This window comes from Ferroplasma acidarmanus Fer1 (assembly GCF_000152265.2).
Classification (GTDB): Archaea; Thermoplasmatota; Thermoplasmata; order Thermoplasmatales; family Thermoplasmataceae; genus Ferroplasma; species Ferroplasma acidiphilum.
Window position 1 is genome coordinate 1,043,494 of record NC_021592.1, and the last position, 20,972, is coordinate 1,064,465.

At 37.2% G+C, this 20,972-nt stretch carries 25 protein-coding genes and 1 tRNA gene; 8 read left to right on the forward strand and 18 right to left on the reverse strand.

Annotation, left to right across the window (positions count from 1 at the left end):
- Position 1 precedes the first annotated feature (1 nt).
- From FACI_RS05290 to FACI_RS05315, 6 genes are read right to left on the reverse strand one after another with little or no spacing between them, the layout of a single operon-like run.
- Entirely contained in the window at positions 2–1,159 is a 1,158-nt protein-coding gene (locus FACI_RS05290) for a hypothetical protein (RefSeq protein WP_009887100.1), read from the reverse strand.
- The gene (locus FACI_RS05295) at positions 1,146–1,967 is read right to left on the reverse strand and encodes a hypothetical protein (RefSeq protein WP_009887101.1); all 822 of its coding nucleotides are present in this window, start codon (positions 1,965–1,967) and stop codon (positions 1,146–1,148) included. The genes FACI_RS05290 and FACI_RS05295 overlap by 14 nt, the downstream gene beginning before the upstream one ends.
- The gene (locus FACI_RS05300; protein ID WP_009887102.1) at positions 1,957–2,973 is read right to left on the reverse strand and encodes an ABC transporter permease family protein; all 1,017 of its coding nucleotides are present in this window, start codon (positions 2,971–2,973) and stop codon (positions 1,957–1,959) included. The genes FACI_RS05295 and FACI_RS05300 overlap by 11 nt, the downstream gene beginning before the upstream one ends.
- Before the next feature lie 55 nt (positions 2,974–3,028).
- The gene (locus tag FACI_RS05305; RefSeq protein WP_009887103.1) at positions 3,029–3,559 is read right to left on the reverse strand and encodes a GNAT family N-acetyltransferase; all 531 of its coding nucleotides are present in this window, start codon (positions 3,557–3,559) and stop codon (positions 3,029–3,031) included.
- Positions 3,556–3,879 (reverse strand): transcriptional regulator, encoded by a 324-nt coding sequence (locus FACI_RS05310; RefSeq protein WP_009887104.1) that lies wholly within the window; start codon positions 3,877–3,879, stop codon positions 3,556–3,558. The genes FACI_RS05305 and FACI_RS05310 overlap by 4 nt, the downstream gene beginning before the upstream one ends.
- A gap of 48 nt (positions 3,880–3,927) precedes the next feature.
- Positions 3,928–4,170 carry a hypothetical protein gene (locus FACI_RS05315; protein WP_009887105.1) on the reverse strand — a complete coding sequence of 81 codons (243 nt, stop codon included), beginning with the start codon at positions 4,168–4,170 and terminating at the stop codon, positions 3,928–3,930.
- Between the two features lie 95 nt (positions 4,171–4,265).
- On the opposite strand from FACI_RS05315, the gene FACI_RS05320 reads away from it, so the two are divergent.
- On the forward strand, positions 4,266–5,693 hold the full coding sequence (locus FACI_RS05320; protein WP_009887106.1) for an RtcB family protein: 1,428 nt from the start codon (positions 4,266–4,268) through the stop codon (positions 5,691–5,693).
- A 28-nt stretch (positions 5,694–5,721) separates the two neighbouring features.
- Here FACI_RS05320 and aroF read toward each other — a convergent pair whose 3' ends face one another.
- Genes aroF through FACI_RS05360 form a run of 8 tightly spaced genes read right to left on the reverse strand, consistent with a single transcriptional unit; the run spans position 5,722 to position 12,430 of the window.
- Positions 5,722–6,504, reverse strand: a complete 783-nt coding sequence (gene aroF, locus FACI_RS05325) for a 3-deoxy-7-phosphoheptulonate synthase (RefSeq protein ID WP_009887107.1) — start codon at positions 6,502–6,504, stop codon at positions 5,722–5,724.
- 1 nt (position 6,505) lies between these two features.
- Entirely contained in the window at positions 6,506–7,219 is a 714-nt protein-coding gene (locus FACI_RS05330) for an indole-3-glycerol-phosphate synthase (protein WP_009887108.1), read from the reverse strand.
- Positions 7,216–7,776: an anthranilate synthase component II gene (locus tag FACI_RS05335; protein WP_009887109.1), complete on the reverse strand. Its 561-nt coding sequence runs from the start codon at positions 7,774–7,776 to the stop codon at positions 7,216–7,218. The genes FACI_RS05330 and FACI_RS05335 overlap by 4 nt, the downstream gene beginning before the upstream one ends.
- Positions 7,754–8,905: a chorismate-binding protein gene (locus FACI_RS05340; RefSeq protein ID WP_009887110.1), complete on the reverse strand. Its 1,152-nt coding sequence runs from the start codon at positions 8,903–8,905 to the stop codon at positions 7,754–7,756. Before FACI_RS05340 ends, FACI_RS05335 begins: the two co-directional genes overlap by 23 nt.
- A complete protein-coding gene (locus FACI_RS05345; RefSeq protein ID WP_009887111.1) occupies positions 8,883–9,482 on the reverse strand; it encodes a phosphoribosylanthranilate isomerase in 600 nt (199 codons plus the stop codon). The genes FACI_RS05340 and FACI_RS05345 overlap by 23 nt, the downstream gene beginning before the upstream one ends.
- A complete protein-coding gene (gene trpD / locus FACI_RS05350) occupies positions 9,479–10,453 on the reverse strand; it encodes an anthranilate phosphoribosyltransferase (protein ID WP_009887112.1) in 975 nt (324 codons plus the stop codon). The genes FACI_RS05345 and trpD overlap by 4 nt, the downstream gene beginning before the upstream one ends.
- Positions 10,446–11,180, reverse strand: coding sequence for a tryptophan synthase subunit alpha (locus tag FACI_RS05355; protein WP_009887113.1), 735 nt, complete (start codon positions 11,178–11,180; stop codon positions 10,446–10,448). The genes trpD and FACI_RS05355 overlap by 8 nt, the downstream gene beginning before the upstream one ends.
- A complete protein-coding gene (locus tag FACI_RS05360; RefSeq protein ID WP_009887114.1) occupies positions 11,177–12,430 on the reverse strand; it encodes a TrpB-like pyridoxal phosphate-dependent enzyme in 1,254 nt (417 codons plus the stop codon). Before FACI_RS05360 ends, FACI_RS05355 begins: the two co-directional genes overlap by 4 nt.
- 231 nt (positions 12,431–12,661) lie before the next feature.
- Between FACI_RS05360 and tpiA the strand changes: the two genes are divergently transcribed.
- The 3 genes from tpiA to FACI_RS05375 all read left to right on the forward strand — a co-directional run bounded on the left by tpiA (position 12,662) and on the right by FACI_RS05375 (position 14,129).
- Positions 12,662–13,312 carry a triose-phosphate isomerase gene (tpiA, locus tag FACI_RS05365; RefSeq protein ID WP_009887115.1) on the forward strand — a complete coding sequence of 217 codons (651 nt, stop codon included), beginning with the start codon at positions 12,662–12,664 and terminating at the stop codon, positions 13,310–13,312.
- 4 nt (positions 13,313–13,316) lie between these two features.
- Entirely contained in the window at positions 13,317–13,997 is a 681-nt protein-coding gene (locus FACI_RS05370; RefSeq protein WP_009887116.1) for a hypothetical protein, read from the forward strand.
- A gap of 59 nt (positions 13,998–14,056) precedes the next feature.
- A tRNA-Gly gene (locus FACI_RS05375) sits at positions 14,057–14,129 on the forward strand.
- Between the two features lie 53 nt (positions 14,130–14,182).
- On the opposite strand, the gene FACI_RS05380 is transcribed toward FACI_RS05375, so the two are convergent.
- Positions 14,183–14,518, reverse strand: coding sequence for a DsrE family protein (locus FACI_RS05380; protein ID WP_009887117.1), 336 nt, complete (start codon positions 14,516–14,518; stop codon positions 14,183–14,185).
- 92 nt (positions 14,519–14,610) lie between these two features.
- Here FACI_RS05380 and FACI_RS05385 point away from each other — a divergent pair, with 92 nt between their 5' ends.
- The 3 genes from FACI_RS05385 to FACI_RS05395 are packed head-to-tail and all read left to right on the forward strand — an operon-like array spanning position 14,611 to position 17,633.
- Entirely contained in the window at positions 14,611–16,617 is a 2,007-nt protein-coding gene (locus tag FACI_RS05385; protein WP_009887118.1) for a threonine--tRNA ligase, read from the forward strand.
- 48 nt (positions 16,618–16,665) lie between these two features.
- The gene (gene gcvH / locus FACI_RS05390) at positions 16,666–17,040 is read left to right on the forward strand and encodes a glycine cleavage system protein GcvH (RefSeq protein WP_009887119.1); all 375 of its coding nucleotides are present in this window, start codon (positions 16,666–16,668) and stop codon (positions 17,038–17,040) included.
- A gap of 8 nt (positions 17,041–17,048) precedes the next feature.
- Positions 17,049–17,633, forward strand: a complete 585-nt coding sequence (locus tag FACI_RS05395; protein ID WP_009887120.1) for an SAM-dependent methyltransferase — start codon at positions 17,049–17,051, stop codon at positions 17,631–17,633.
- Here FACI_RS05395 and FACI_RS05400 read toward each other — a convergent pair.
- The 3 genes from FACI_RS05400 to FACI_RS05410 are packed head-to-tail and all read right to left on the reverse strand — an operon-like array spanning position 17,630 to position 19,820.
- Positions 17,630–18,247, reverse strand: a complete 618-nt coding sequence (locus FACI_RS05400; protein WP_009887121.1) for a hypothetical protein — start codon at positions 18,245–18,247, stop codon at positions 17,630–17,632. The genes FACI_RS05395 and FACI_RS05400 overlap by 4 nt on opposite strands.
- A gap of 2 nt (positions 18,248–18,249) precedes the next feature.
- Positions 18,250–19,170: a transcriptional regulator gene (locus tag FACI_RS05405; protein ID WP_009887122.1), complete on the reverse strand. Its 921-nt coding sequence runs from the start codon at positions 19,168–19,170 to the stop codon at positions 18,250–18,252.
- Between the two features lie 56 nt (positions 19,171–19,226).
- On the reverse strand, positions 19,227–19,820 hold the full coding sequence (locus tag FACI_RS05410) for a hypothetical protein (protein WP_009887123.1): 594 nt from the start codon (positions 19,818–19,820) through the stop codon (positions 19,227–19,229).
- 248 nt (positions 19,821–20,068) lie between these two features.
- On the opposite strand from FACI_RS05410, the gene FACI_RS05415 reads away from it, so the two are divergent.
- Positions 20,069–20,971: an NAD(P)-dependent oxidoreductase gene (locus FACI_RS05415; RefSeq protein WP_009887124.1), complete on the forward strand. Its 903-nt coding sequence runs from the start codon at positions 20,069–20,071 to the stop codon at positions 20,969–20,971.
- Position 20,972: the final 1 nt, after the last annotated feature.

The window sequence follows — 20,972 nt, forward strand, 5'->3', positions numbered from 1 at the left end:
CCTATGCCCTTATAACCCTGTCAAATATTCTATTTTTGTTTTCAGCAACTTCATCATCTGTACAGATATACAGGCATGCCATATTCTGTATCGATTTAAGCCGTTTTATGAATTCAACAATTTCTGTTGCATGACCTGGATTAAGGGTAATATCGGCAATTATAACACTTTTTCCTGTTAGAAACGCAAGGCAGGTCAAAAGCTTGTAGAGGTCTGAAATATTTGCATCTGTGGGAAATATGTCATAGATGCCTTCTTCATATTGAATACCTGTAATGTTCATATAACTTTTAACCAGATTAATAATTTCAATTTTTAAAATATTTTCACTGTATGATTTTGCAACCTTAAAATTCATAAAATTGAAATCCTTCCTTCCCTTTTTCATAACGGACTTCCTCTTCTTATGGATTTTATGGCATGATTTTCCCTTTACGTTACATTCACAAATTTCTCCATTAAGCCCGTCAAGAGTTAACCTGTATCTGTAATAATTCCTCAACATAACCATATCAGCCAGATTAACACCGGTTTTTTGGCCTATCATCAGACCTGCTAGCAAATTTTCCCTATCTTTCGATTCTGATTTAAGGATATTATACATTTCTGTATACTTTGGGAGAACACCAAAATCCTGTGATTTTATAATTGCATAGGTAAGCTTATCTTCTGCAGCATCAAAATTTTTTATAATTTCCCTTATTTCAACAAGCTTAATCATTTCCCTCCTTATTATGGCATTAAGTGCCTCTATCCTCGTCTGATATGGGACAAAATCAAGTATCTGGCTGGAAATCTTTATTCCGGGATCGAAAGCATCCAATGGATCAGGCGGTATGGGAAATATATCACCCAGTAAGCGCCCCAGGATCCCTATCCTGTTCCCGTTGACCCTGAACTTTTTTATTTTAGTTATAAGTTCAACCATGTCCCTTCCACCGTGCATCAATTTTCCATCCGGTTCCATATTGTTAAATATATCAAAAACAAAAAGCCCTGTTATTCTAGAAATATTCCTATTTCTGGAATATAAGAGCACATCGCAATCCCATCCCAGATCAATATTCAGGTTTTCTATCTCAGTGATTCCGTTTAATTTTATGCTAAATTCCCTGAAAGAAATAGAATTTTCATTTTCCTGATTATCATATTGTGGCATCGTCCGTACCCCCGTTCAGTTCATAGCTTAAAAGCGCAGCAAATCCAATAAACACTGTAATAAACGCAAGTGGAAAAATTATTACCCACCAGACACCGGACTGGATAAAAGTGCTTATGTTTCCATCCAGGTACATTAGATTTCCTATATCCACTATGAAAGGATTATGAAAATAGAACCCGAAATATGTAATTATTGTAACTACGCCTGTAATGGCACCTAAATCAGTAATAAAATAAGGTGCAAAACCAGCCAGAATTTTTTTATAACTATATTGTTGCCTGTTTCCAGTATTATCATCAAAAAATTTTATGGCCCTTAAAATGTAGAATGGAGACCATCCGGTAGAAATTGCAATAATTATTCCGATCTCCATGGGCCTGGCGACATAGAGCACCAGAAGCATAACCAGTATATATGGAGCACTGGAGAAAATCTTAGTTATATAAATTATGGCTTTTCTGTAACCCTTTCCAATTTTCGCTGCTGTAAAGCCAATTGCAATGCCAGCTGCGGATGAAATCAATAATGATGCAAGCATCACCGTGAAATCAAATTTTAATGAACCAAGAAGGGCGGGCAATAGCATTATGCTGTCATATGTTGTTCCAAGGTATAATTTCCATCCAGAGGATAATGAAGGTGAGTGTGGTGCAATATCATGGCCGTATCTGAATGAAAGTAGTGTGCTGAGATTGTGGACACCAAGGTACTCTGGATATATGATATCCAGAACAAAGACCAGCAAATAGAGGAAGATAACCAGAGAACTTATAAATATCAAGGCCTGCCTTAAATTAATCCGCATGTTTGACCTCCCTGTTGAGCAAATCTATAATGGCATCAAATATAATTACTATTATAGCAAGCATAAATACACTGTATAGCCCCCCCATAAACCCGAAATTATAATTCATAAACGAATAAACTGCAAACTCGCCCAGGTTCATATATGAGAAAATGAAACTTATAAGAACCAGACCTCCCATGAATATAAGAAATACAGGTTTTAATTCCTCAAGAAGCCTGGAACGGATCCCTCTTTTTACGTATAATATATAATTATCCCTGAACGCATCCCTTGTTGTTCCGGCCCTCATGAAACTGCTGTTGTACTCTATAGATGCTTCATGGCTTATATACACACTAAGGTATATGGTAGTTGGCACTAACAGGGCTATAAATGGCAATACCATATGTTTCAGATAATCAAATAACACAACAGGTGAATTGTGTATAATGCTATCCAGTATAATTATGTTTGTCGGGGATGTAATAAATAATCCCTGCCCGGAATATGAAATCCAGCTATGCCCTATAATTGAATGTATTGAAAGTATGCTACCGGAGGGGAACCATCCGAGGATTCCAGAAAAAACTGTAACAAGTGTAAGCCCGGATACCATGTAAAGAAATAGCAGCGGAAATATGCTCATGCTTAACCTTCTAACGGTTCTGAATGTTGTTCCTGAGTAGAAACCAATTAAATAGGCAAGTGCATATGATATGAGGAATGTGATAACCAGAAAAAATATTGTTTCAGGAAGAATAATTGAGACTGCACTTTTTACTGTGCCTGAATAAAGCAAAGTATTCACGTTTCCCATTTTTCCGGTGATAAGGGCATAAAGAAAATAAAAATACTGGAAAAAATCATTTTCGCGCAATCCAAGGACGTTGATGGAAGTTCCCGGATAATCTTTTTTTAATATGGTGATCGGAACAAATTTATAAATAATAAACAGGAGGATAGTAAAACCTATAAATATGAAAAAGTATTTTGCCAGAATATTTACAGGTTTCTGATTTCCCATTATAAATTGCTGATAAGATTTATAAATTTAAATGTTTATGTCAGACAGCATAAGCCTAATCCTCATTCCACGCAGATGTAAAATATGTCATAAGCACATCATCAACATACCTGTCGCCAATCAGAAATTGCCTCTTCCTTACACCTTCATACTGGAACCCCAGATTCCTGTAAGCCTGAATTGCGTTGATGTTGCTGGAAAATACCTCAAGGTTTATTTTCTCTATTCCCTGCTGCTTTGACCATGAAATTGCATCCTGTATCATCCCTGTACCCATACCCATATGCCGGTATTCTTTTCTTATTGCAATACCCAGGGATGCAACGTGCCGGTTTTTCCTGTACATGCCCCTCTGGATTGTTGTCACCCCGGCAATTTTGCCATTCAACTCGCAGACAAGCGTCAGGTCATCCTTATTCTTGAGCCTTTCCCGCTCCCCACGCTCTGTCAATAAATAGTATTCACTGACAAGGTAAATTTTTTCATCCATGACGCTTTGCATGCATTCAATAATCCCCTTAGCATCCTCAGGGACTCCTCTCCTTATGGCATAATTTTGAACTGCCCCGTCTCTTTTTAATATCATGATGATTCTAAAATGTTTTTCAATTCCCTGTAAATCTTCTCGATGCCCTCGGAACTTTCCCTTGCAGCTTTCAGTATCTGATCCTTATTGCCCAGGAAATCAGACGTCAGAATAGCCCCTTCCCTTGATGCTTCAATAATCCCTTCGTGTTCCAGAATTCTAAGGGAATACCTGATTTTATGTTCCGGTATGCCTGTCTGCTGGGACATTTTAATTATGCCCAATGGCTGTTCCATAAGCAATGTTTTAATTATAGTCATATGCCGTTCCAGGGTTTCTATATTTTCCCGGATTTCCTTAAAAATCGAATAGTCATTCATGGTAACAAATAACAAGGCATTATTTATTACTTTTTAAAATAACCAAATTTAAGAATTTTTGAGGATTTCAGAGCTATAAATAACCTTGTCCTTATCCATTATTGTGAACTTTGCCGTGGTATCAACAAGGACCCGTATCTTCTCAATCCTTTCCTCAATATACTCATCATATTTGTCAGGGTTTTTTGAATTTGCTTTAATTTTCAGCGTGTTATGCAGCAATGCAATCTGCAGGCGTATTTCGAATTGCTTCCGTTCATTGAAATTATTTATGTCAAAAGCCTTAACCATTTAGCCCTTATTACTTTATTATTTTATTAATTTTTCCTATTTACGATTATCTGATGCTGGAAAACAGTTATGTTTGATAATGTAATTTAGCATAAATGGTACAGGTAAAAAAAATTGATGATTACCGGTATGAAATACCAAGAACCGGCAATATGCGTGTTCCAGGAACTATTTATATCAGTCAGGATCTTCTTGGAAATTTTACCGACGATGAACCCATAAAACAGGTAATGCATGTGGCATCCCTTCCCGGTATAGTAAAAAGCTCGATGGCAATGCCGGATATACATTTAGGTTATGGTTTCCCAATAGGTGGCGTGGCTGCCTTCGATTACGATGATGGGATAATATCCCCCGGTGGCGTTGGCTATGATATAAATTGTGGTGTTTCGCTTATAACTACTAACATAGATTATGATGAAGCCCGCGATAAAATAAATATCCTTCTGGATGAAATAAATAAAACTGTACCGGCAGGAATTGATTATAAATCCAGTTTCCGTATAAGTATTGATGATGAAAATGAAATTCTGTCATCCGGAATTGAATGGGCATACAATAATGGGTATGCAACCAGGGAAGATATAGAAAGAACGGAAGAAAATGGAAAAATGCTTTCAGACATATCGGGCGTAAGTGAAAAGGCAATAAAAAGGGGCAAAAATGAACTGGGAACACTGGGGGCAGGAAACCACTTTCTTGAAATGGACCGCATAGAGAGTATAATGGATGAAGCAAAGGCAAAGAAATTCGGGATTAATAATAAAAATAACCTTGCCATAATGGTACATACCGGATCCCGCGGGCTTGGGCATCAGGTGGCTACTGACTATTTAATGCGCCTGAATGAGGAGGACAGCAGCATTAAAAGCGAAGATGACCGGCAGCTCATATCTGCATACATACATAGCAGGACCGGGCAGGATTATCTAAATGCAATGAATGCAGCTGCAAATTTCGGGTTTGTAAACAGGCAGATTATTACATATAAAATCAGAAAAGCCTTCGAAAAAATATTCGGTGAAGATTTCGAACATCTTGGAATAGAAACACTATATAGCCTGGCACATAACATGGCTAAGGCAGAAATACATAATGTAGATGGCAATAAGAGAAAGTTAATGGTGCACAGGAAAGGCGCAACACGTGCTCTGCCAGCCTATGCCTCTTCAGGATATTTTAACGAAACAGGCCATCCGGTTATAATTCCAGGCAACATGGGTGGCCCATCCTATGTGATGGTAGGCATGCCAGGAAATGAGGAAATAACATTTTCCAGTTCATGCCACGGAGCCGGAAGAGTTTTGAGCAGAAAAAGGGCTAATGAGCAGTTCAATGCAGAAGATGTTGAAATGGAATTAAAATCACGTGGAATATACCTGCGCGCTACAACAAAAAAAGCTATAATTGAGGAATCCCCTGGAAGCTATAAAAACATTGATGAGGTGGTGAGGGTAATTAACGGTGCAAAAATAGCTGCGCCCGTAGCAAGGCTAATGCCTGTAGCGGTCATGAAAGGATAGGATTATCGTTGTAACAATTATATATTTCTCATATTACTGTTTTCCCTAGAACTGCATTTATATTCTTTACCTTTGTATATAAATTCTGGAATTGCGGGACGGTAAGTTGCTGGGCTGAATCACTGAGTGCCTTTGGTGGGTCAGGATGGACTTCTATCATCAGGCCATCAGCGCCTGCGGCTGTACCACCCAGTGCCAGTGGTTCTACATATCTGTTAACCCCTGCCGGGTGGCTAGGGTCTATTATCACCGGGTATTCAGTTTTTTCATGCAGGACAGGAATGGCTGAGATATCAAGTGTAAACCTTGTCGATTGTTCAAATGTCCTTATTCCACGTTCTGAAAACATAATCCTCTTATTGCCATTCATGGAAAGATACTTTGAAGATGATATCAGTTCATCAACAGTATTCCCGAACCCTCTCTTCAACAGTACCGGTTTATCGTACCTGCTAATCTTTTTAAGGAGTGAAAAATTCTGTGAATTTCTTGATCCTACCTGGAGAATATCTGCATATTCTGCAACAAGTGGCAATTCATCCATGTCCATAACCTCGGTTATAATTGCCATTCCTGTGGCATCCCTTGCCTTAGCCAGCAATTTTAGCCCTTCTTCTCCAAGGCCCTGGAAGGAATCAGGGCATGTTCTTGGTTTGAATGCGCCTCCTCTCAGCACATTGACCCCAATTTTCCTTAATTGCGTGGCAACCCTGATAATCTGTTCCTCACTTTCAACGGAGCATGGCCCTGCTATCATGAGAAATTTATCATCTGTAAGCCTGATTTCGTCATTTATTTTTATGTCCACCATATTACCACCTTATCGTATCGCCGGAAAGTAATGATGACCCTATGAGCAGCCCCTGGTATTTTTCTATATGGAGTTTATTTATGTTTTCATGGTTTATGCCGCTTTCCAGTACTACTGGAAGCCCGTATGATTTGAGGTTATCATACATTTCCTCTGAGTTATCCTCCATTTTCAATGTTTTCAGGTTTCTTCTATTATATCCCAGTATTACATTCTCATCCGGGAATATGTTCTTTACACTGGCAGGATCATGTACTTCCACCAGGGCATCCATCCCCAATTTTTTCCCATACTGCACCAGCTTTTTTATGCTAGCGTAATCAAGGAAATCGCATATAAGCAGGAAGGCATCTCCACCTGACATATATGAGGATTTTATCATGGATTCACTGGAGATAAAATCCTTAATGAGGATTGGTTTGTTATAGCATTGCACGGCTTCTGCATCTAACGGTGTTCCACCAAAGTATTGAGGTTCCGTTAAAATACTGATTCCAGCGATGATTCTCTGTATACCATCAAAGTATTTAAGTATGTCAGTATTAGATTTATTGCTGAAACCTGATGGTGATTTTCTCTTGTACTCAGCTATGATCCCGGGGCCGTTTTGATTTTTTTCCAGGGCGTCTTTAAGGCTTATAATGCCCCTTTCCCTCATATTAAATTCCTGTAGTTTTCTTTCACTATTCTTGCTGTAAATCTCATCAACGATCATATGGCATCAACAAAATTTTTGAATATCTGTTTTCCATATTCGGAATAATAGCTCTCAGGATGGTACTGGACCCCAAAAAATCTTCCATCCTTTGAGTGGAATCCCATAATCTCTCCATCTGTTTCAGAAACCGCGTCCACTATGATATTGCTTCCAGGCTCCAGTACAAGTGAGTGGTAACGTATTGCAGTAAACTTTTCCGGTACGTCCCTGTATAATAGCGAATCTCCGTGGGATATGGTATCCGGTTGGCCATGCATCAACCTTTTTGACAGTGTAATATCAGAACCAAGATAGTACCCGAGTATCTGGTTGCCGAAGCACACTCCAAGGAATTTAGCTTCTTTATTCCTATCTATGAATTCATAAAGCCCTCCACGATCTTCACTATTCTTTGGATTTCCTGGTCCCGGAGAAATTATATATCCATCATAGGGTTCAAGATCTGTTAAATTATCGTTTGTCCTGATATCTACATGTATTTCAGGGGAACTTATATACTGGTATATATTATAAACAAAAGAATCATAATTATCAATAATTAATATTTTTTTCATATAAACCACCTGTTACAGTTAAAATCTTTGAGTACATCTCTGCAATCTCACTGGAGGGCACAGAATCCTTAACTATTCCAGCACCTGCCTGTGTATAGTTTTCATTTTTTGATTTGAAAAGGCTTCTGATTAAAAGGGCAAGGTCCATGCCATTATTTCCTATAATTCCAAGTGCCCCTGCATACGCACCCCTTGGCATATCTTCATATCCATTGATCAGGGTTATAGCCTTTTTTTTCGGTGCCCCGCTTACTGTTCCAGCAGGGAATACCGACCGTAAAATATTTCCCGGTGCATACTCTTCAAGTTTTCCTGATACCGTGCTGACTATGTGCATTACACTGGCAAATTTCCTTATTTCCATTGAACTTAATACATCAACTGACCCGGGATAGCATATTCTTCCAAGGTCATTTCTTGCAAGGTCAACAAGCATCCTGTGTTCTAAAAGCTCCTTCTGGTCAGTTTTCAGGTCATTTTCAAGGTCTTTATCTTCAGATTCTGATTTGCCCCTTTTCCTTGTGCCAGCCACCGGATATATAGTTATTGTCCCGTTTTGAACTGAAAGGAGATTTTCCGGTGAGCTTCCTATTACCTCAAGGTCACCGAATTTATAATAATAAACATAGAGTGATTTATCATTTTTCAGGAATTTTTTTGCCACATATAGAGGGTCATAAACATCAAGGTCAAATCTCCTGGACAATACAATCTGGAGAAGATCGCCATTTTTTATCCTTTTTATTGCATCCCCTATTTTTCCCTCCAGCTCATTATCATCTAGATCGCCATTTGCTATGGTTGTCTGTTCTTTTTCCCTGATATATGTATCGCTAAATTCCTCTTCCGGTATTATATAAGAAACCTGTGGCCATGAAGACCTCTTCAATCTAATATCGGGATATATATCATCAATGAAGTCGTATGATACAATCACCGGAATATTTTTTCCTGATTTTATTATCTCAGCAAACTCATTGTTCATATGGTTGATGGCACCATTGTACACATTTACCGGTTCTTTGCCAGAAACAAAAAGTGTTTCGGTTCCAGTACGCCTTTCATCATCAAATTTGCAGAAATATGCAAAGTTTTTTCCTTTGAACTCATTGATTCTGTCTAACAGCATAATACTCACCAATTTTATTAAAAAACTCATCTATTTTTTTAAATGATTTTTTGCCTGTGTACTCTTCCAGAGAACTGCTTACATCAACAAGATACGGTTCTGTTGCAAGGAGCTTCTGAACATTGTTTGAATCAATTTTTCCTGCTATCCCCAACCTTTCCCGGGGTAATTCCTTTACCTGGTCTATCCTGTTTATAATTCCAGATCTATCCTCAAGAAGTATGATTTCGGCGCCGGACTTCATGTGTGAATCCACCTTGTCAGCTATTCCCTCCTCATGGAAATCTACAACAGAGATAATTTTCTTATTAAATGCCTTTTTAGCTGCAATAATATCTTCTCCAGAATGGTTGAAGTGGAGCTGTATGTAATCCTCATAACCTGCATGTTCGGGCATAGATGTGTATACGCCAGCAATAGGAGTTGAAGGGTATTTTGTTTTTATCTCCCTTATCAACGCCTGGCTTCCATGCCGCCCAACTTCAGGGTCCAGTATAACACCGATTAAATCTGCGCCCATCTTGATTGCATATTCCGCATCTTCAATTCTGGTTATGCCACAAACTTTAACTTTCATCTGCATACCTCCTTTAATTTTTCAATGGCTTTCCCACTCTGTATAAAATCAACTGAAAGATCGTATGCTTCTTCAAAACTCTCTGCCTTCTGGTTTAATATCACAGCCGGCAAAGCGTTAATGGCAATAAATTCCATGACATCCTTATTTTTTCCTGAAAGCCCATTAAGCAGCATTTCAAAACTTTTTATGGAATCAGTGGTAGAAATATCCTCGGGGTTTATGCTATGCCCTATCAGTTTTTCAGGGTCAATTGTAATTTTATCTAAATGGCCATCTACCCTGTACAGCGTACTTTTGCTGGACGGTGATATCTCATCCATGCCATCTGAGCCATGCACGATAAATCCTGTCTTTTTCTCCTCTTTTATTACCTTTGCATATAATTCTGCCAGATCTTCACTGTATGTCCCGAGAACAACACGGGCGGGATTAAGCGGGTTTGTCAGGGGTCCGAGAATATTGAACACAGTTCTGAAGCTAATCTGTTTCCTGGCTGCCGAAAATTTTGCAAAGCTTTTGTTATACTCTGGAGCGAGAATATACACATAATTTTTCCTTGATATATTCTCAATAATTGTGTTCTTATCCATTTTAAAATTATAATTCATATACTTCATGAAGTCAGCACTGCCATGGTGCCCTGTGACCCCAAAATTTCCATGTTTGGCAGTTTTAATTCCCATGGATGCAAGCAATATGCTCACTCCTGTGCTTACATTGACAGTATTTTTTCCATCACCACCTGTGCCTACCACATCTGTTAATTCAGGATAATTTAAGTTTAACGATGACAGTTCCCTCAATGCCATGGCGAATCCAGCAATCTCTGCAGGCGTTTCACCTCTATTGTGGATCTCTGTAAGAAATGAAATTTTTGCAGAATCAGGGCTGTCCACAAGTTCCATCATGGTATCCCTGGCTTTTAATACCTCATTTCCTGTTGCGGCATAGTTGATATCATTATTCATCAAGCACACCCCTCATTTTGTTAATATAGTCTATAAATCCCTTCTCGTCTCCTGCTTCTGTCATCTTAATAAGGTAAGTTCCTATGGCTACTCCTGACCCTCCATTTTTCATAAGGTCTCTAATATCATCATCAGTTTTAATTCCAAATCCGTATGTAATTTCCCTGCCAGGAAGCAATTCATTAATTCTTTCTGTTGTATAGTCCAGTTCGTAGGGTATATCGATGCCGGTGGAGGGCTGGAGGCCGTAGTAAATCCATGAATTCGTCATGGAAGACACATCCTTTATTATGGAGTCCGGAGTAGAGGGTGAAAAAAATGGTATATACTCAAAACCACGATCGTTCAATTTATTAATTATTTCCTTGCCTTCACTGTAATAATCAATAATCAGGTCAGGTATTATAATTCCTGAAAAATTTCTTTTCTGGAGGTAATCAATAAACTCATCAAATCGAGCCTTTATGTCAGAATAATAGGATAAGGAATACATTTTTACATGGTTTTTATGGAAGTGGTCAAAATATTTCTTATAAAAATCATCCGAGAAATTTATGTTGCCAACATTATGTGTTTTTCTTATAACAGGCCCATCATATCTCGGGTCATTTGAAGGAAAGCCGAATTCTATATAATTTATTTTATCAACAGGGATCAGGTCAAGAAAATGTGAAAGCGTTTCATTATTCGGATATCCAAGTGTAAAATATGGTATAAGGTTCTTCATTTTTTCTCACCGAATATTGAAAGGTCCAGATACCCATGTCCGCTGACATTGACAACGATAGTTTTTTTCTCATTTATATGGGCTTTTACATACTTTATCGCGCTTGCAATTGCATGACCTGATTCAGGTGCAGCAATTATCCCCTGGGTGTTTGCAAACGTTCTTAAAGCTTCTTTTACCTCTTCCTCTGTGACCTCATCGCTTTTGATTCTGCCTTTGTTGATCAGAAGTGATAGTGATGGGGATGCACCATGGTATCTTAAGCCTCCAGCATAAATTGTAGGTGGCACAAAATCCGCACCCAGTGAATACATTCTCACCTGTGGCAGAATGCCTGCAGAATCCATAAGGTCATATTTATAATCGCCTTTAGAAAACTTCGGGACTTCATTGGCAGTTGTTGCTATTATCTCTGTATCATCTCCATCAGGTATAAATGGGAATGTAAAACCACCGAAATTGCTTCCTCCCCCCACACACCCTATCAATACATCTGCATGCTCCCCAATGAGTTCAAGCTGTTTCTTCGTTTCCTGGCCTATAACACTCTGGTGTGTAAGTGATACATTCATCACACTGGCAACCATATATCTGTAATCATTATCAAGTGCATATTCCACTGCTTCGCTAATTCCAATTCCCAGAGTTCCTGGCGTGTCCGGATGTTCTTTTAATATTTTCCTTCCGTATGCAGTTAAAGTAGAAGGGCTAGCCACAACATTTCCATTATAAAGGTTCATGACGGTTTTTCTCAATGGTTTCTGCTCAAAACTAATTTTTACCATAAAAATCTGTGAAGGAAGACCGTATAGCGATGCTGCAAGTGCGGTTGCTGATCCCCATTGCCCGGCACCGGTTTCTGTTGTAACTCCTTTTACTCCTTCCTTCATAGCATAGTATGCCTGTGGTATGGCTGTATTTATTTTATGGGAACCTGTAGCAGTAGCGCCTTCATATTTATAGTATATTTTTCCGGAATAGCCTAGTTTTTTTTCAAGATTCCTGGCTCTTATGAGCGGTGTAGGTCTTCCTATCTGTTCATATGCTTCCATTACCTCATCAGGAATTTTTTCATATCTTTTGAATGTAAATTCCTGCTTCAAAACTTCCTTTGGCAAAATTTTATTGAGCAAATTGATTGATGATATATCACTCTTCGAATCTCTGGGTGGTGCCAGGGGTTCTGGAAGGTCAGGAACTACATTGTACCAGTTATCAGGTATTATTTCTTTATTCATTGCTGTTATCATAATCTGTATATTAATACACATTATTTAAACATTATTGATTATTATTATTGTATAAATATAAATTATATATACAATGCTATAGAATCTCAGAAAACATAAAATTCAGGCAAATATTTAAAATCCGGGATAATTTTGTTTTAAATTCCCTTATATTCAAAAAGGCAAGACATCCTGGTTTTTCTTTAAATAACCAATGTTATAATATTATATTTTAGTGCGTGATATGGCATTATGGAACCGGAGATATTTATAAACTTTAAACATTATGACAATGCTGTTGGAACTAATTCTGAAAAACTTTTAACGGATTTTAAGTCAATAAAAAAACAAAACGGGCTGTACTATTGCATGGCAGAGACAGACCTATACCTTCAAAAATCATTCCCTGGATTGCACATTTATGGCCAGCATGTAGATTCAAATGGATATGGTGCATTTACAGGTTCAGTTTCTATAGAATCCTTGCTTGACCTGGGTGTTAAAGGATCGCTTCTGAACCATTCTGAAAAAAGGGTTGATAGTTCAATAATAGAGTCTGTAGTTAAAAAATCAAAAGAATTGGGGTTCAAAATCATACTCTGCGTTGAGAACCTCGATGAAGCTGAAAAATATTCCAAACTGGAACCAGCATATATAGCATACGAGCCTCCGGAACTTATTGGCGGAGACATATCTGTCTCCTCAGCCAGGCCGGAAATAATAGGGCAGGCAGCAGAGATATGCAAAGGTAGAACAAAACTGCTTGTGGGTGCAGGCGTGAAAACAAAGGAGGATGTGGATACATCTATGGCTCTGGGAGCTGCCGGCGTTTTAATTGCTTCAGGAATTATTAAAAATGCGAAACCAATAAATAGGTTAGTTTCATTAATGGGTAATAGGTAAATTTATGGCAAATCCCGGTCAAAATCCAAGGCAAAATCCCAAAAAAAATGAAGAACCATTGTTTGAGGAACCGAAATTCGATAAAAGGCAGTACCTTACATATGAGAGGGAAAGGGCAAAAGCTATAATATCGGTGTTTATAACAGGAGCGTTAATAGGGCTTCTTTCCGGGGAACTTGAAATTTATGGCTACTGGTATATTTCAATAATATTAATTATAGTAGTTATATATTTCCTGAGGAGTATTATAACATTATTCAAAATAGCGATACCGAAACAAACATCACATAAATTATTGATGTACCTTGAGTTGATTATTACATGGCTGGTATTCTGGATAATCGCCCTGAACCCACCATTACATGTTGTTTCAGGTCCTGAGGTAATAGACCTCGAATATATGCATAATGGGAACTGGACTAAATTAAATGAAACCAATAAACAATATGACCTTTTAGGAGGGCACAGTTTCCAGTTAAGATATTACACAGAGTACAAATATAATATAACCAACATAACAATACAGGAAAATGGGAAAGCTATAAGCAATAAATATGATCGTAGTACTGGATATGTGTACTTTAACTTAACGATGCCTACAGCCGGGTCAACCGAATCTATTAACATCAATGAAACTTCAACTGTAACAACCCATGAAACTATACAGTTCTTTGGTATATCTTAATAATATTAATTGTGGTTAAAATAGAAAAATAAATAAATATATTTGCCCTTATGGATTAAGCAGGTGTGGTGTAGCCTGGTAGCACGGAAGCCTTCCAAGCTTTCGACTCGGGTTCAAATCCCGGCACCTGCATTTTTATAAATATGTAATATTTTTACCATTGCACTTATAAAAATAAAAATTTCTTATAATTGCAAATAAAAATATCCTTCAGCCTGTTTCCTTACAATTTCCTCTACCGCAGCTGTAACTATGCCAATTCCAGATCCTTTATCCACATCATCTTCGCTTAACTTCAATTCTTTCAGCGTGTTTTTGCATGCGTTTATCTTAACACCTGAATCTATAATTTCTTTGATTTTCGGCATAAATTCATCCCCTTTAAGCAAAGCTTTAACTGCAGACCTGTTAAATACAACTTCTATGTTGGCATCAGGCATAGAATTCTTCAAGTTTCCAATTTGCTTTAAAATTGTCTTCATAATGGAATAATCATTCCCGCAAACTATAACATTGTACATAGATGAAAATTACATTACTATATTTACCGTTTATTATTGAAAATAGCAGTGGAGTAAAAATAAATTAATATACGTATGAAATATTGCATATAATGAATTCAAAGCAACTTTTTAATATACATAAGGGTGAACAGTTTCAGGAGATAGTTCCTGAAAAATCAGGGCACAGCATTGTGGCCGCAAGATTTCTAAACAAATTATATGATCTCAGCGACGTGGCTCCGGATAATGGAGAGGTAGAATTTATTCAAATTAATTCACCTGAGGGGGAAAAAATACTGCTTCATAGCACCGCCCATTTGCTTGCCAATGCTATTGTTGATTTATACCCTGACGCACTACCAAATACCAGCAACGAAAGTGAAGATACATTTTATTACGATTTCAATATGAAGCCCGTATCCATAGAAGATTTTCCTTTGATAGAGGAGAAAATGCAGGAACTGGTGCAGGCAAATATACCTATTATGAGAAAAATACTGCCTAAGAATGAAATCCTTAAAGAATTTAGCTATAATAAATATAAACTTGACAAGATAAATGAAAATGTTCCGGATGGAGAAAACTCAAGCATATATATCCAGGGAAATTATAAAGAGTTCTGCAGGGGGCCACATGTTCCATCCACCGGATATATAGGCGCTTTTAAATTGCTGTCAATATCAAGTACTAACTACGAAGGTGACGTAAACAAAGATAAAATGATCCGGATATACGGAACCGCTTTCCCGGATAAAAAACAGTTAAAAGCATTTTTGCTGCGCAGGGAGGAAGCTATTAAGAGGGACCACAGGAAAATAGGCCAGGAAATGGATCTATTTACATTTGATAATGAACGTGCACCTGGTATGCCTTTTTACGCCCCTAACGGTGCAATAATCCGGAATGAATTGATAAATTATATGAAAGAATTGAATGAAAAAAGCGGGTGGGAAGAGGTATGGACCGCACATGCTTTCAAAGACATTATATGGAAACAATCTGGACATTATTATAAGTATAAGGATGATATGTTTCTTTTTACCCTCCCGAACGGTGACAATTACGGGTTAAAGCCCATGAACTGCCCGGGGCATATAGCAATATTCCAGAGAAGTGTTTACAGCTACCGTGATATGCCTGTTAAATATTCAGAAGCAGGCACAGTTTACAGATATGAAAAATCAGGAGAAATGGGTGGATTAACAAGACCAAGAGGATTCACCATAGATGATGGGCATGGCTTTGTAAGGGAAGATCAGATATTTGATGAAACCATCTCTTTGCTTAAAATTATCCCATCAATATTCAAAACGATACTCGGTACAGAGGAAATTACATACGATCTCAGTGTAATGGACAAACAGCATCCTGAGAACTATCTGATGTCATACGAATGTTCCAGCTGTGGAGAAAAATTCATGCTAAGGGCAGCGTCACAGGAATATAAATGCCCGGCATGCGGTTCTGAAAATCTGAATTCCGATTTTTCAATGTGGGATAATGCTACTGAAAATCTCAGAAGGGCACTTGAAGAATTAAAATTAAAATATACTGAATACCCAGGAGAAGCCGCATTTTATGGTCCGAAAATAGATGTACATATAAAGGATGCCCTTGGCCGCCTGTGGCAGCTATCTACCATACAGATAGACTTCTTTATGCCAGCCAATTTTGATCTATATTATATAGACAAAAATGACACTAAGGTAAGGCCGGTAATAATACACCGTGCTATATATGGAAGCTACGAAAGGTTTATAGCCATACTTCTGGAGCATTTCAATGGGAAACTTCCATTATGGCTAACCCCGTTACAGGCATACATAATACCTGTGTCAGAGGCATATAACGAATATGCAACGGAAATAAATAAGAAATTGAGAGAAAAAGGCATCCGGTCAAAGGTTGACATATCCGACGGGACAATATCCAAGAAGATCAAACTTATCAGAACCATGAGGCCATCATATATTCTGGTAGTGGGAGAAAAAGAACTTGCAAATAATTCAGTTTCAGTAAGAAACAGAAAGGATAAGACCAGGGAATATGGCATGGATGAATTTATGGGCATAATGGCAGAAGAAATAAGGGAAAAGAAAATAGAACAGGCATTTTAATCCGCAATACTGCCTATGCATTTTTATATTTAATATTTATACAGTATTATGTCTAAAATACCGGAAAATTTAAAATATACCAAATCACACGAATGGTTTAAAATTGATGGAGATGTGGCTACCGTTGGCATCACAGATTTTGCACAGCATCAACTTACGGATATAGTTTATGTTGATATGCCTAAGAAAGGCACCGTAAAAAAGGCAGGAGATACCCTTTTAACAATAGAATCAGTAAAATCCGCAGAGGATGTATTTTTCCCCGTCAGTGGAGAGGTAATAGAAACAAATGAAGAACTGGATAAAAAGCCTGAACTGGTAAATTCTGATTGCTATGAAAACTGGCTTGTCAAAATAAAGTTAACTGATAATAAATACGATTCCATGACCGCGGCAGAATATAAATCATACATAGGAGAATAAAATTAAGCATGAATAGAAAAGACAGATATTATACCAGGGCAAAAAAGGATAATTTCAGGAGCCGCGCCTCATATAAGCTTCTTGAAATACAATCAAAGTTTAATGTAATATGGAAAACCGATTATGTGATTGAATTCGGTTCATCCCCGGGTGGGTGGACCCAGGTAGTTCAAAAGTTAACGGAAAAGCCGGTAATCGCTATTGATATTAGCCCAATGGACCCCATTGAAAATGTGACATTTGTGCAGGGCAATATAAATGACCCAGAATTATCAGAAAAAATTAAAATTGCTATGGATTCCCTTGGTATAAGCTCAGTATCAACAGTTCTATCCGATGCTATGATTAAAACCAGCGGCAATTATGACCGGGATCATATGGGGTCTTATCTTCTCTGCGATAATGTCATGAACCTGTCAATAGACTTGCTGTCATCGGGTGGAAATGTTGTTTTAAAGCAGTTTCAGGGAGACTCAACGATGGCATTTGTAAATAAGTGGAAGGTTTATTTTAACTATTATAAGGTTACAAAGCCAAATGCATCAAGGCAGCATAGCAGGGAAGTTTACATAATATTCAAGGATAAAATTTAATATCTATTTTCAAAATGGTTTAAAACATCTTTGTAATAATCATAATCGACTATGCAGAATATATTTCTGTCACTGTATTCCTTTTGCAGGCTGTCTATTCTTTCTATTATGTATTTTTTCCTTTCAGCATTTACTTTTTTAAAAGATTTTAAATCTACCACATTATTCCAGGATTCTACAAATTCCTCTGGAGTTTCAGCGTCAAATTTATACTTGCTTACCTTTTTCTTTCGCATAGAATGCCTGAGAAGGTCGGTTGTTTTTACATATTTGCTGTAAATTATCTGGTAATCTCCTTCATCCATGTCAAGCCCGATCATTTCTATGTCGTTCTCCTTGCAATATCTTGTTGCCTCTATATATACAGGTGATGGCGTCATAACCTCACCGTATCTGGAAAGATTGATTCCATACAAAATCTCATAATCTGAAAGATTCATTTCGAATGGGTCTTCCAGGAACTCTTTCATACCATCTACCTGTTCAGGTGCTATTGTAATAAAAACTATATCCGGGCGCTTTTCTAAAAGTTCTTTCCTGAGCTCATCGCCATCCCTCACCAATCCTTTTACTCCACCGAATATGTAAAATCTATCATTAATTTTATGCATCATTTTTATTTTTCTAGGAATTCATTAAAGCTATCAACATCATAAATTTTTCTAAGCTCATTGAAACTTATTATTGTGCATCCATGTATATTGCGTTTGTTAGAATTCTCCTTATTAATCAATACAGGGATATCTCCAAGAACCTCACTGATTTTCTTTATGGATACTATTCTATTTGTATTTTCATTTACGTTATTGAATGCCCCTATGATCAGATGCGAATCTGAATTGTATGAAAGCCCATCAAAGGGATTCCTGCTAATATATTCGGAAATATATCCTATATTATTCATTACCGTAAGCACTTCGTTTATAAAGCCACTTGCCGCATTAACCGGCATCGGCTCCTCGTTTGAAATAGATACATCCACGTTTCTGCTTATGTCGCCTCTCAATATAGACTCAAGCTTCAAATAGATATCAATTGTTGCTGAACTGCCAGATTCATAAAGTGATACAGACCTTCTTGATACACCAAGCTTCTGTGCTATATACCCTATGGAATAATTGTTCTGTTCACGCAATATTCTCATTTTCTGCCCATTAATCCCGACATAAAAGCCTCCCGGAGCAGAATATATAAACGGGGGCTCACCTGCGATATAATCCTTAAAGCTTTCAAATGAAAGTATTGGTACTCCGTGCCTGAAATACAGTACGCCCCTTTCAAGCATATTGTTCCCTGCCTTTTCTCCTATTATGAGTGTTTTTGACCATGTCATTACACTCATTTTGATAAGGGGAACAACTCCAATTCTGCTGAATGTATTCACATTATACAGAATTTTGAGAATATACCGTTCATCTCCTCTCCTGCAAATTAAATCAAATGTGACAAGGCCATATAGATCTGGCTCTGACACTACAAAATCATTTCTTTTAAGGAAATCGTATATGTCCCTGATTAACTGTTGTCTCTGGTCCACGATATAACAAAATACGTCTGTATATATAATTTTCTATTATATAGGCATTTATATAATTATTTATATATACTATGCTCTTTAAAACTCGTTGATATTTTATGCTGGCATATTTTTATTTCGCATTTATCACAGATAACATCTATTTCCTCCGGGGAGTCGATTAGAATTTTATTAATACCCGTTACACTGTTAAATTTCCTGAATACCTCTTCTTCAACCTCATTGTAAAAAATTAGCCTGATAAAACTTGTTTCATAATCTGAATTTATCGAATATATCTCTTTGATATTTGACATTTGCTTTTCCAGGATTCTTATTATTTCAGGTATCACTTTGAAATACATTCCCTTATCAATGAAAACGGTAACCACTTCATTCTTCATTAGAAGGGAGATTTTTTTTGTGTCCGGCAACACTGAAACGTTTTCCATAATTTCTTTTACTACAGGGTTTCTATTTACAAATTTTATAGTCTCGTATAATGTCCGTCTGTTAACCTTTAATGTACTGGCAATGCTACTAAGGGGAATTTCAATATTATTTAAGTAAAATTTTTCGTTTACTATGGAAATTCCACTGGCGTACAGCCCCTCAACTATTCTTTTTTTAACCGGATAGATTTTAAAATATTCGTCGAATACAAGCTGCATAGATGTTCAATCCTGCATAATATAAATACTTTATACAGAATTTTATAATTTCCAGGAACTGAACATATTTTTATTTTGTCGGCAATCCTGCAGGCAGTTGTAGAATATAGAACTTCTCCCCACTGTTAACATATAGCTGTATCTCCAAAGATTTAACTTATATGTCTATGAACTGGCAAAAATTAACGCTGTACGAAAATTTTATAACGAGAAAGAAATTGTTATAAATAATAATGGCATCCCCTTCTATGTACGGAAAGGTACTGATATGTGACCCTGTCGACACTGTTATGACAGACAAGTTAAAGGATAAATTTGAAATAGATTATAAACCAAAAATATCTTCACAGGAGCTCCTTGAAGTTATAAAGGATTATGATGTCGTTGTGGTCAGGAGCCGGACAAAAATCACAAAGGATGTAATTTCTAATGGAAAAAAGCTAAAAATAATCGCCAGGGCAGGAATTGGTGTAGATAACATAGATACAGATTATGCAGAGGAAAAACATATAAAAGTTGTATACGCGCCTGGTTCTTCAACTGAAAGTGTGGTTGAAATTACACTTGCTATGATGGTAATAGGTGCCAGATCACTTTACAAAGGAATGGAAAACACAAGGAAGAATGATTTTACAAAGTTAAAGGGCATGGAACTGGAGGGAAAAACCTTAGGAATTTTAGGATTTGGAAGGATAGGAAAAGCAATAGTTGATGCTTCCAGGACTTTCAAAATGAAATTTATTGCATACGATCCTATGCCGGTAGAATACCCTGAATATGTCAAGAAAGTCTCACTTGACGAATTAATGGAACAATCCGACGTTATATCCATAAACGTTACAATGAGAAAAGATTCTCCTTACATATTAAATGATAATGAACTATCAAAATTAAAGGAAGGAGTAATCATAGTGAATACCTCCAGGGCGAGGGCAATAAATGGCAAGGATATGTTAAAATATCTAAAAAATGGCAAAATTTCAGCTTTTGTAAGTGATGTTTTCTGGAATGAACCGGCAAAGGAAGAATATGAAATGGAAATGCTGAAGCTGGACAATGTCATGATCACACCACATCTTGGTGCACAGACAAAGGAAGCACAGAAGCGGATTGCTATTATGACCGCTGACAATATAATTAACGAGTGGTAAA

Coding starts and splice junctions, on each gene's coding strand:
- FACI_RS05290 (WP_009887100.1), bottom strand. CDS start 1,159: ATGCCACAATATGATAATCAGGAAAATGAAAATTCTATTTCTTTCAGG.
- FACI_RS05295 (WP_009887101.1), bottom strand. CDS start 1,967: ATGCGGATTAATTTAAGGCAGGCCTTGATATTTATAAGTTCTCTGGTT.
- FACI_RS05300 (WP_009887102.1), bottom strand. CDS start 2,973: ATGGGAAATCAGAAACCTGTAAATATTCTGGCAAAATACTTTTTCATA.
- FACI_RS05305 (WP_009887103.1), bottom strand. CDS start 3,559: ATGATATTAAAAAGAGACGGGGCAGTTCAAAATTATGCCATAAGGAGA.
- FACI_RS05310 (WP_009887104.1), bottom strand. CDS start 3,879: ATGAATGACTATTCGATTTTTAAGGAAATCCGGGAAAATATAGAAACC.
- FACI_RS05315 (WP_009887105.1), bottom strand. CDS start 4,170: ATGGTTAAGGCTTTTGACATAAATAATTTCAATGAACGGAAGCAATTC.
- FACI_RS05320 (WP_009887106.1), top strand. CDS start 4,266: ATGGTACAGGTAAAAAAAATTGATGATTACCGGTATGAAATACCAAGA.
- aroF (WP_009887107.1), bottom strand. CDS start 6,504: ATGGTGGACATAAAAATAAATGACGAAATCAGGCTTACAGATGATAAA.
- FACI_RS05330 (WP_009887108.1), bottom strand. CDS start 7,219: ATGATCGTTGATGAGATTTACAGCAAGAATAGTGAAAGAAAACTACAG.
- FACI_RS05335 (WP_009887109.1), bottom strand. CDS start 7,776: ATGAAAAAAATATTAATTATTGATAATTATGATTCTTTTGTTTATAAT.
- FACI_RS05340 (WP_009887110.1), bottom strand. CDS start 8,905: ATGCTGTTAGACAGAATCAATGAGTTCAAAGGAAAAAACTTTGCATAT.
- FACI_RS05345 (WP_009887111.1), bottom strand. CDS start 9,482: ATGAAAGTTAAAGTTTGTGGCATAACCAGAATTGAAGATGCGGAATAT.
- trpD (WP_009887112.1), bottom strand. CDS start 10,453: ATGAATAATGATATCAACTATGCCGCAACAGGAAATGAGGTATTAAAA.
- FACI_RS05355 (WP_009887113.1), bottom strand. CDS start 11,180: ATGAAGAACCTTATACCATATTTTACACTTGGATATCCGAATAATGAA.
- FACI_RS05360 (WP_009887114.1), bottom strand. CDS start 12,430: ATGATAACAGCAATGAATAAAGAAATAATACCTGATAACTGGTACAAT.
- tpiA (WP_009887115.1), top strand. CDS start 12,662: ATGGAACCGGAGATATTTATAAACTTTAAACATTATGACAATGCTGTT.
- FACI_RS05370 (WP_009887116.1), top strand. CDS start 13,317: ATGGCAAATCCCGGTCAAAATCCAAGGCAAAATCCCAAAAAAAATGAA.
- FACI_RS05380 (WP_009887117.1), bottom strand. CDS start 14,518: ATGTACAATGTTATAGTTTGCGGGAATGATTATTCCATTATGAAGACA.
- FACI_RS05385 (WP_009887118.1), top strand. CDS start 14,611: ATGAATTCAAAGCAACTTTTTAATATACATAAGGGTGAACAGTTTCAG.
- gcvH (WP_009887119.1), top strand. CDS start 16,666: ATGTCTAAAATACCGGAAAATTTAAAATATACCAAATCACACGAATGG.
- FACI_RS05395 (WP_009887120.1), top strand. CDS start 17,049: ATGAATAGAAAAGACAGATATTATACCAGGGCAAAAAAGGATAATTTC.
- FACI_RS05400 (WP_009887121.1), bottom strand. CDS start 18,247: ATGATGCATAAAATTAATGATAGATTTTACATATTCGGTGGAGTAAAA.
- FACI_RS05410 (WP_009887123.1), bottom strand. CDS start 19,820: ATGCAGCTTGTATTCGACGAATATTTTAAAATCTATCCGGTTAAAAAA.
- FACI_RS05415 (WP_009887124.1), top strand. CDS start 20,069: ATGTACGGAAAGGTACTGATATGTGACCCTGTCGACACTGTTATGACA.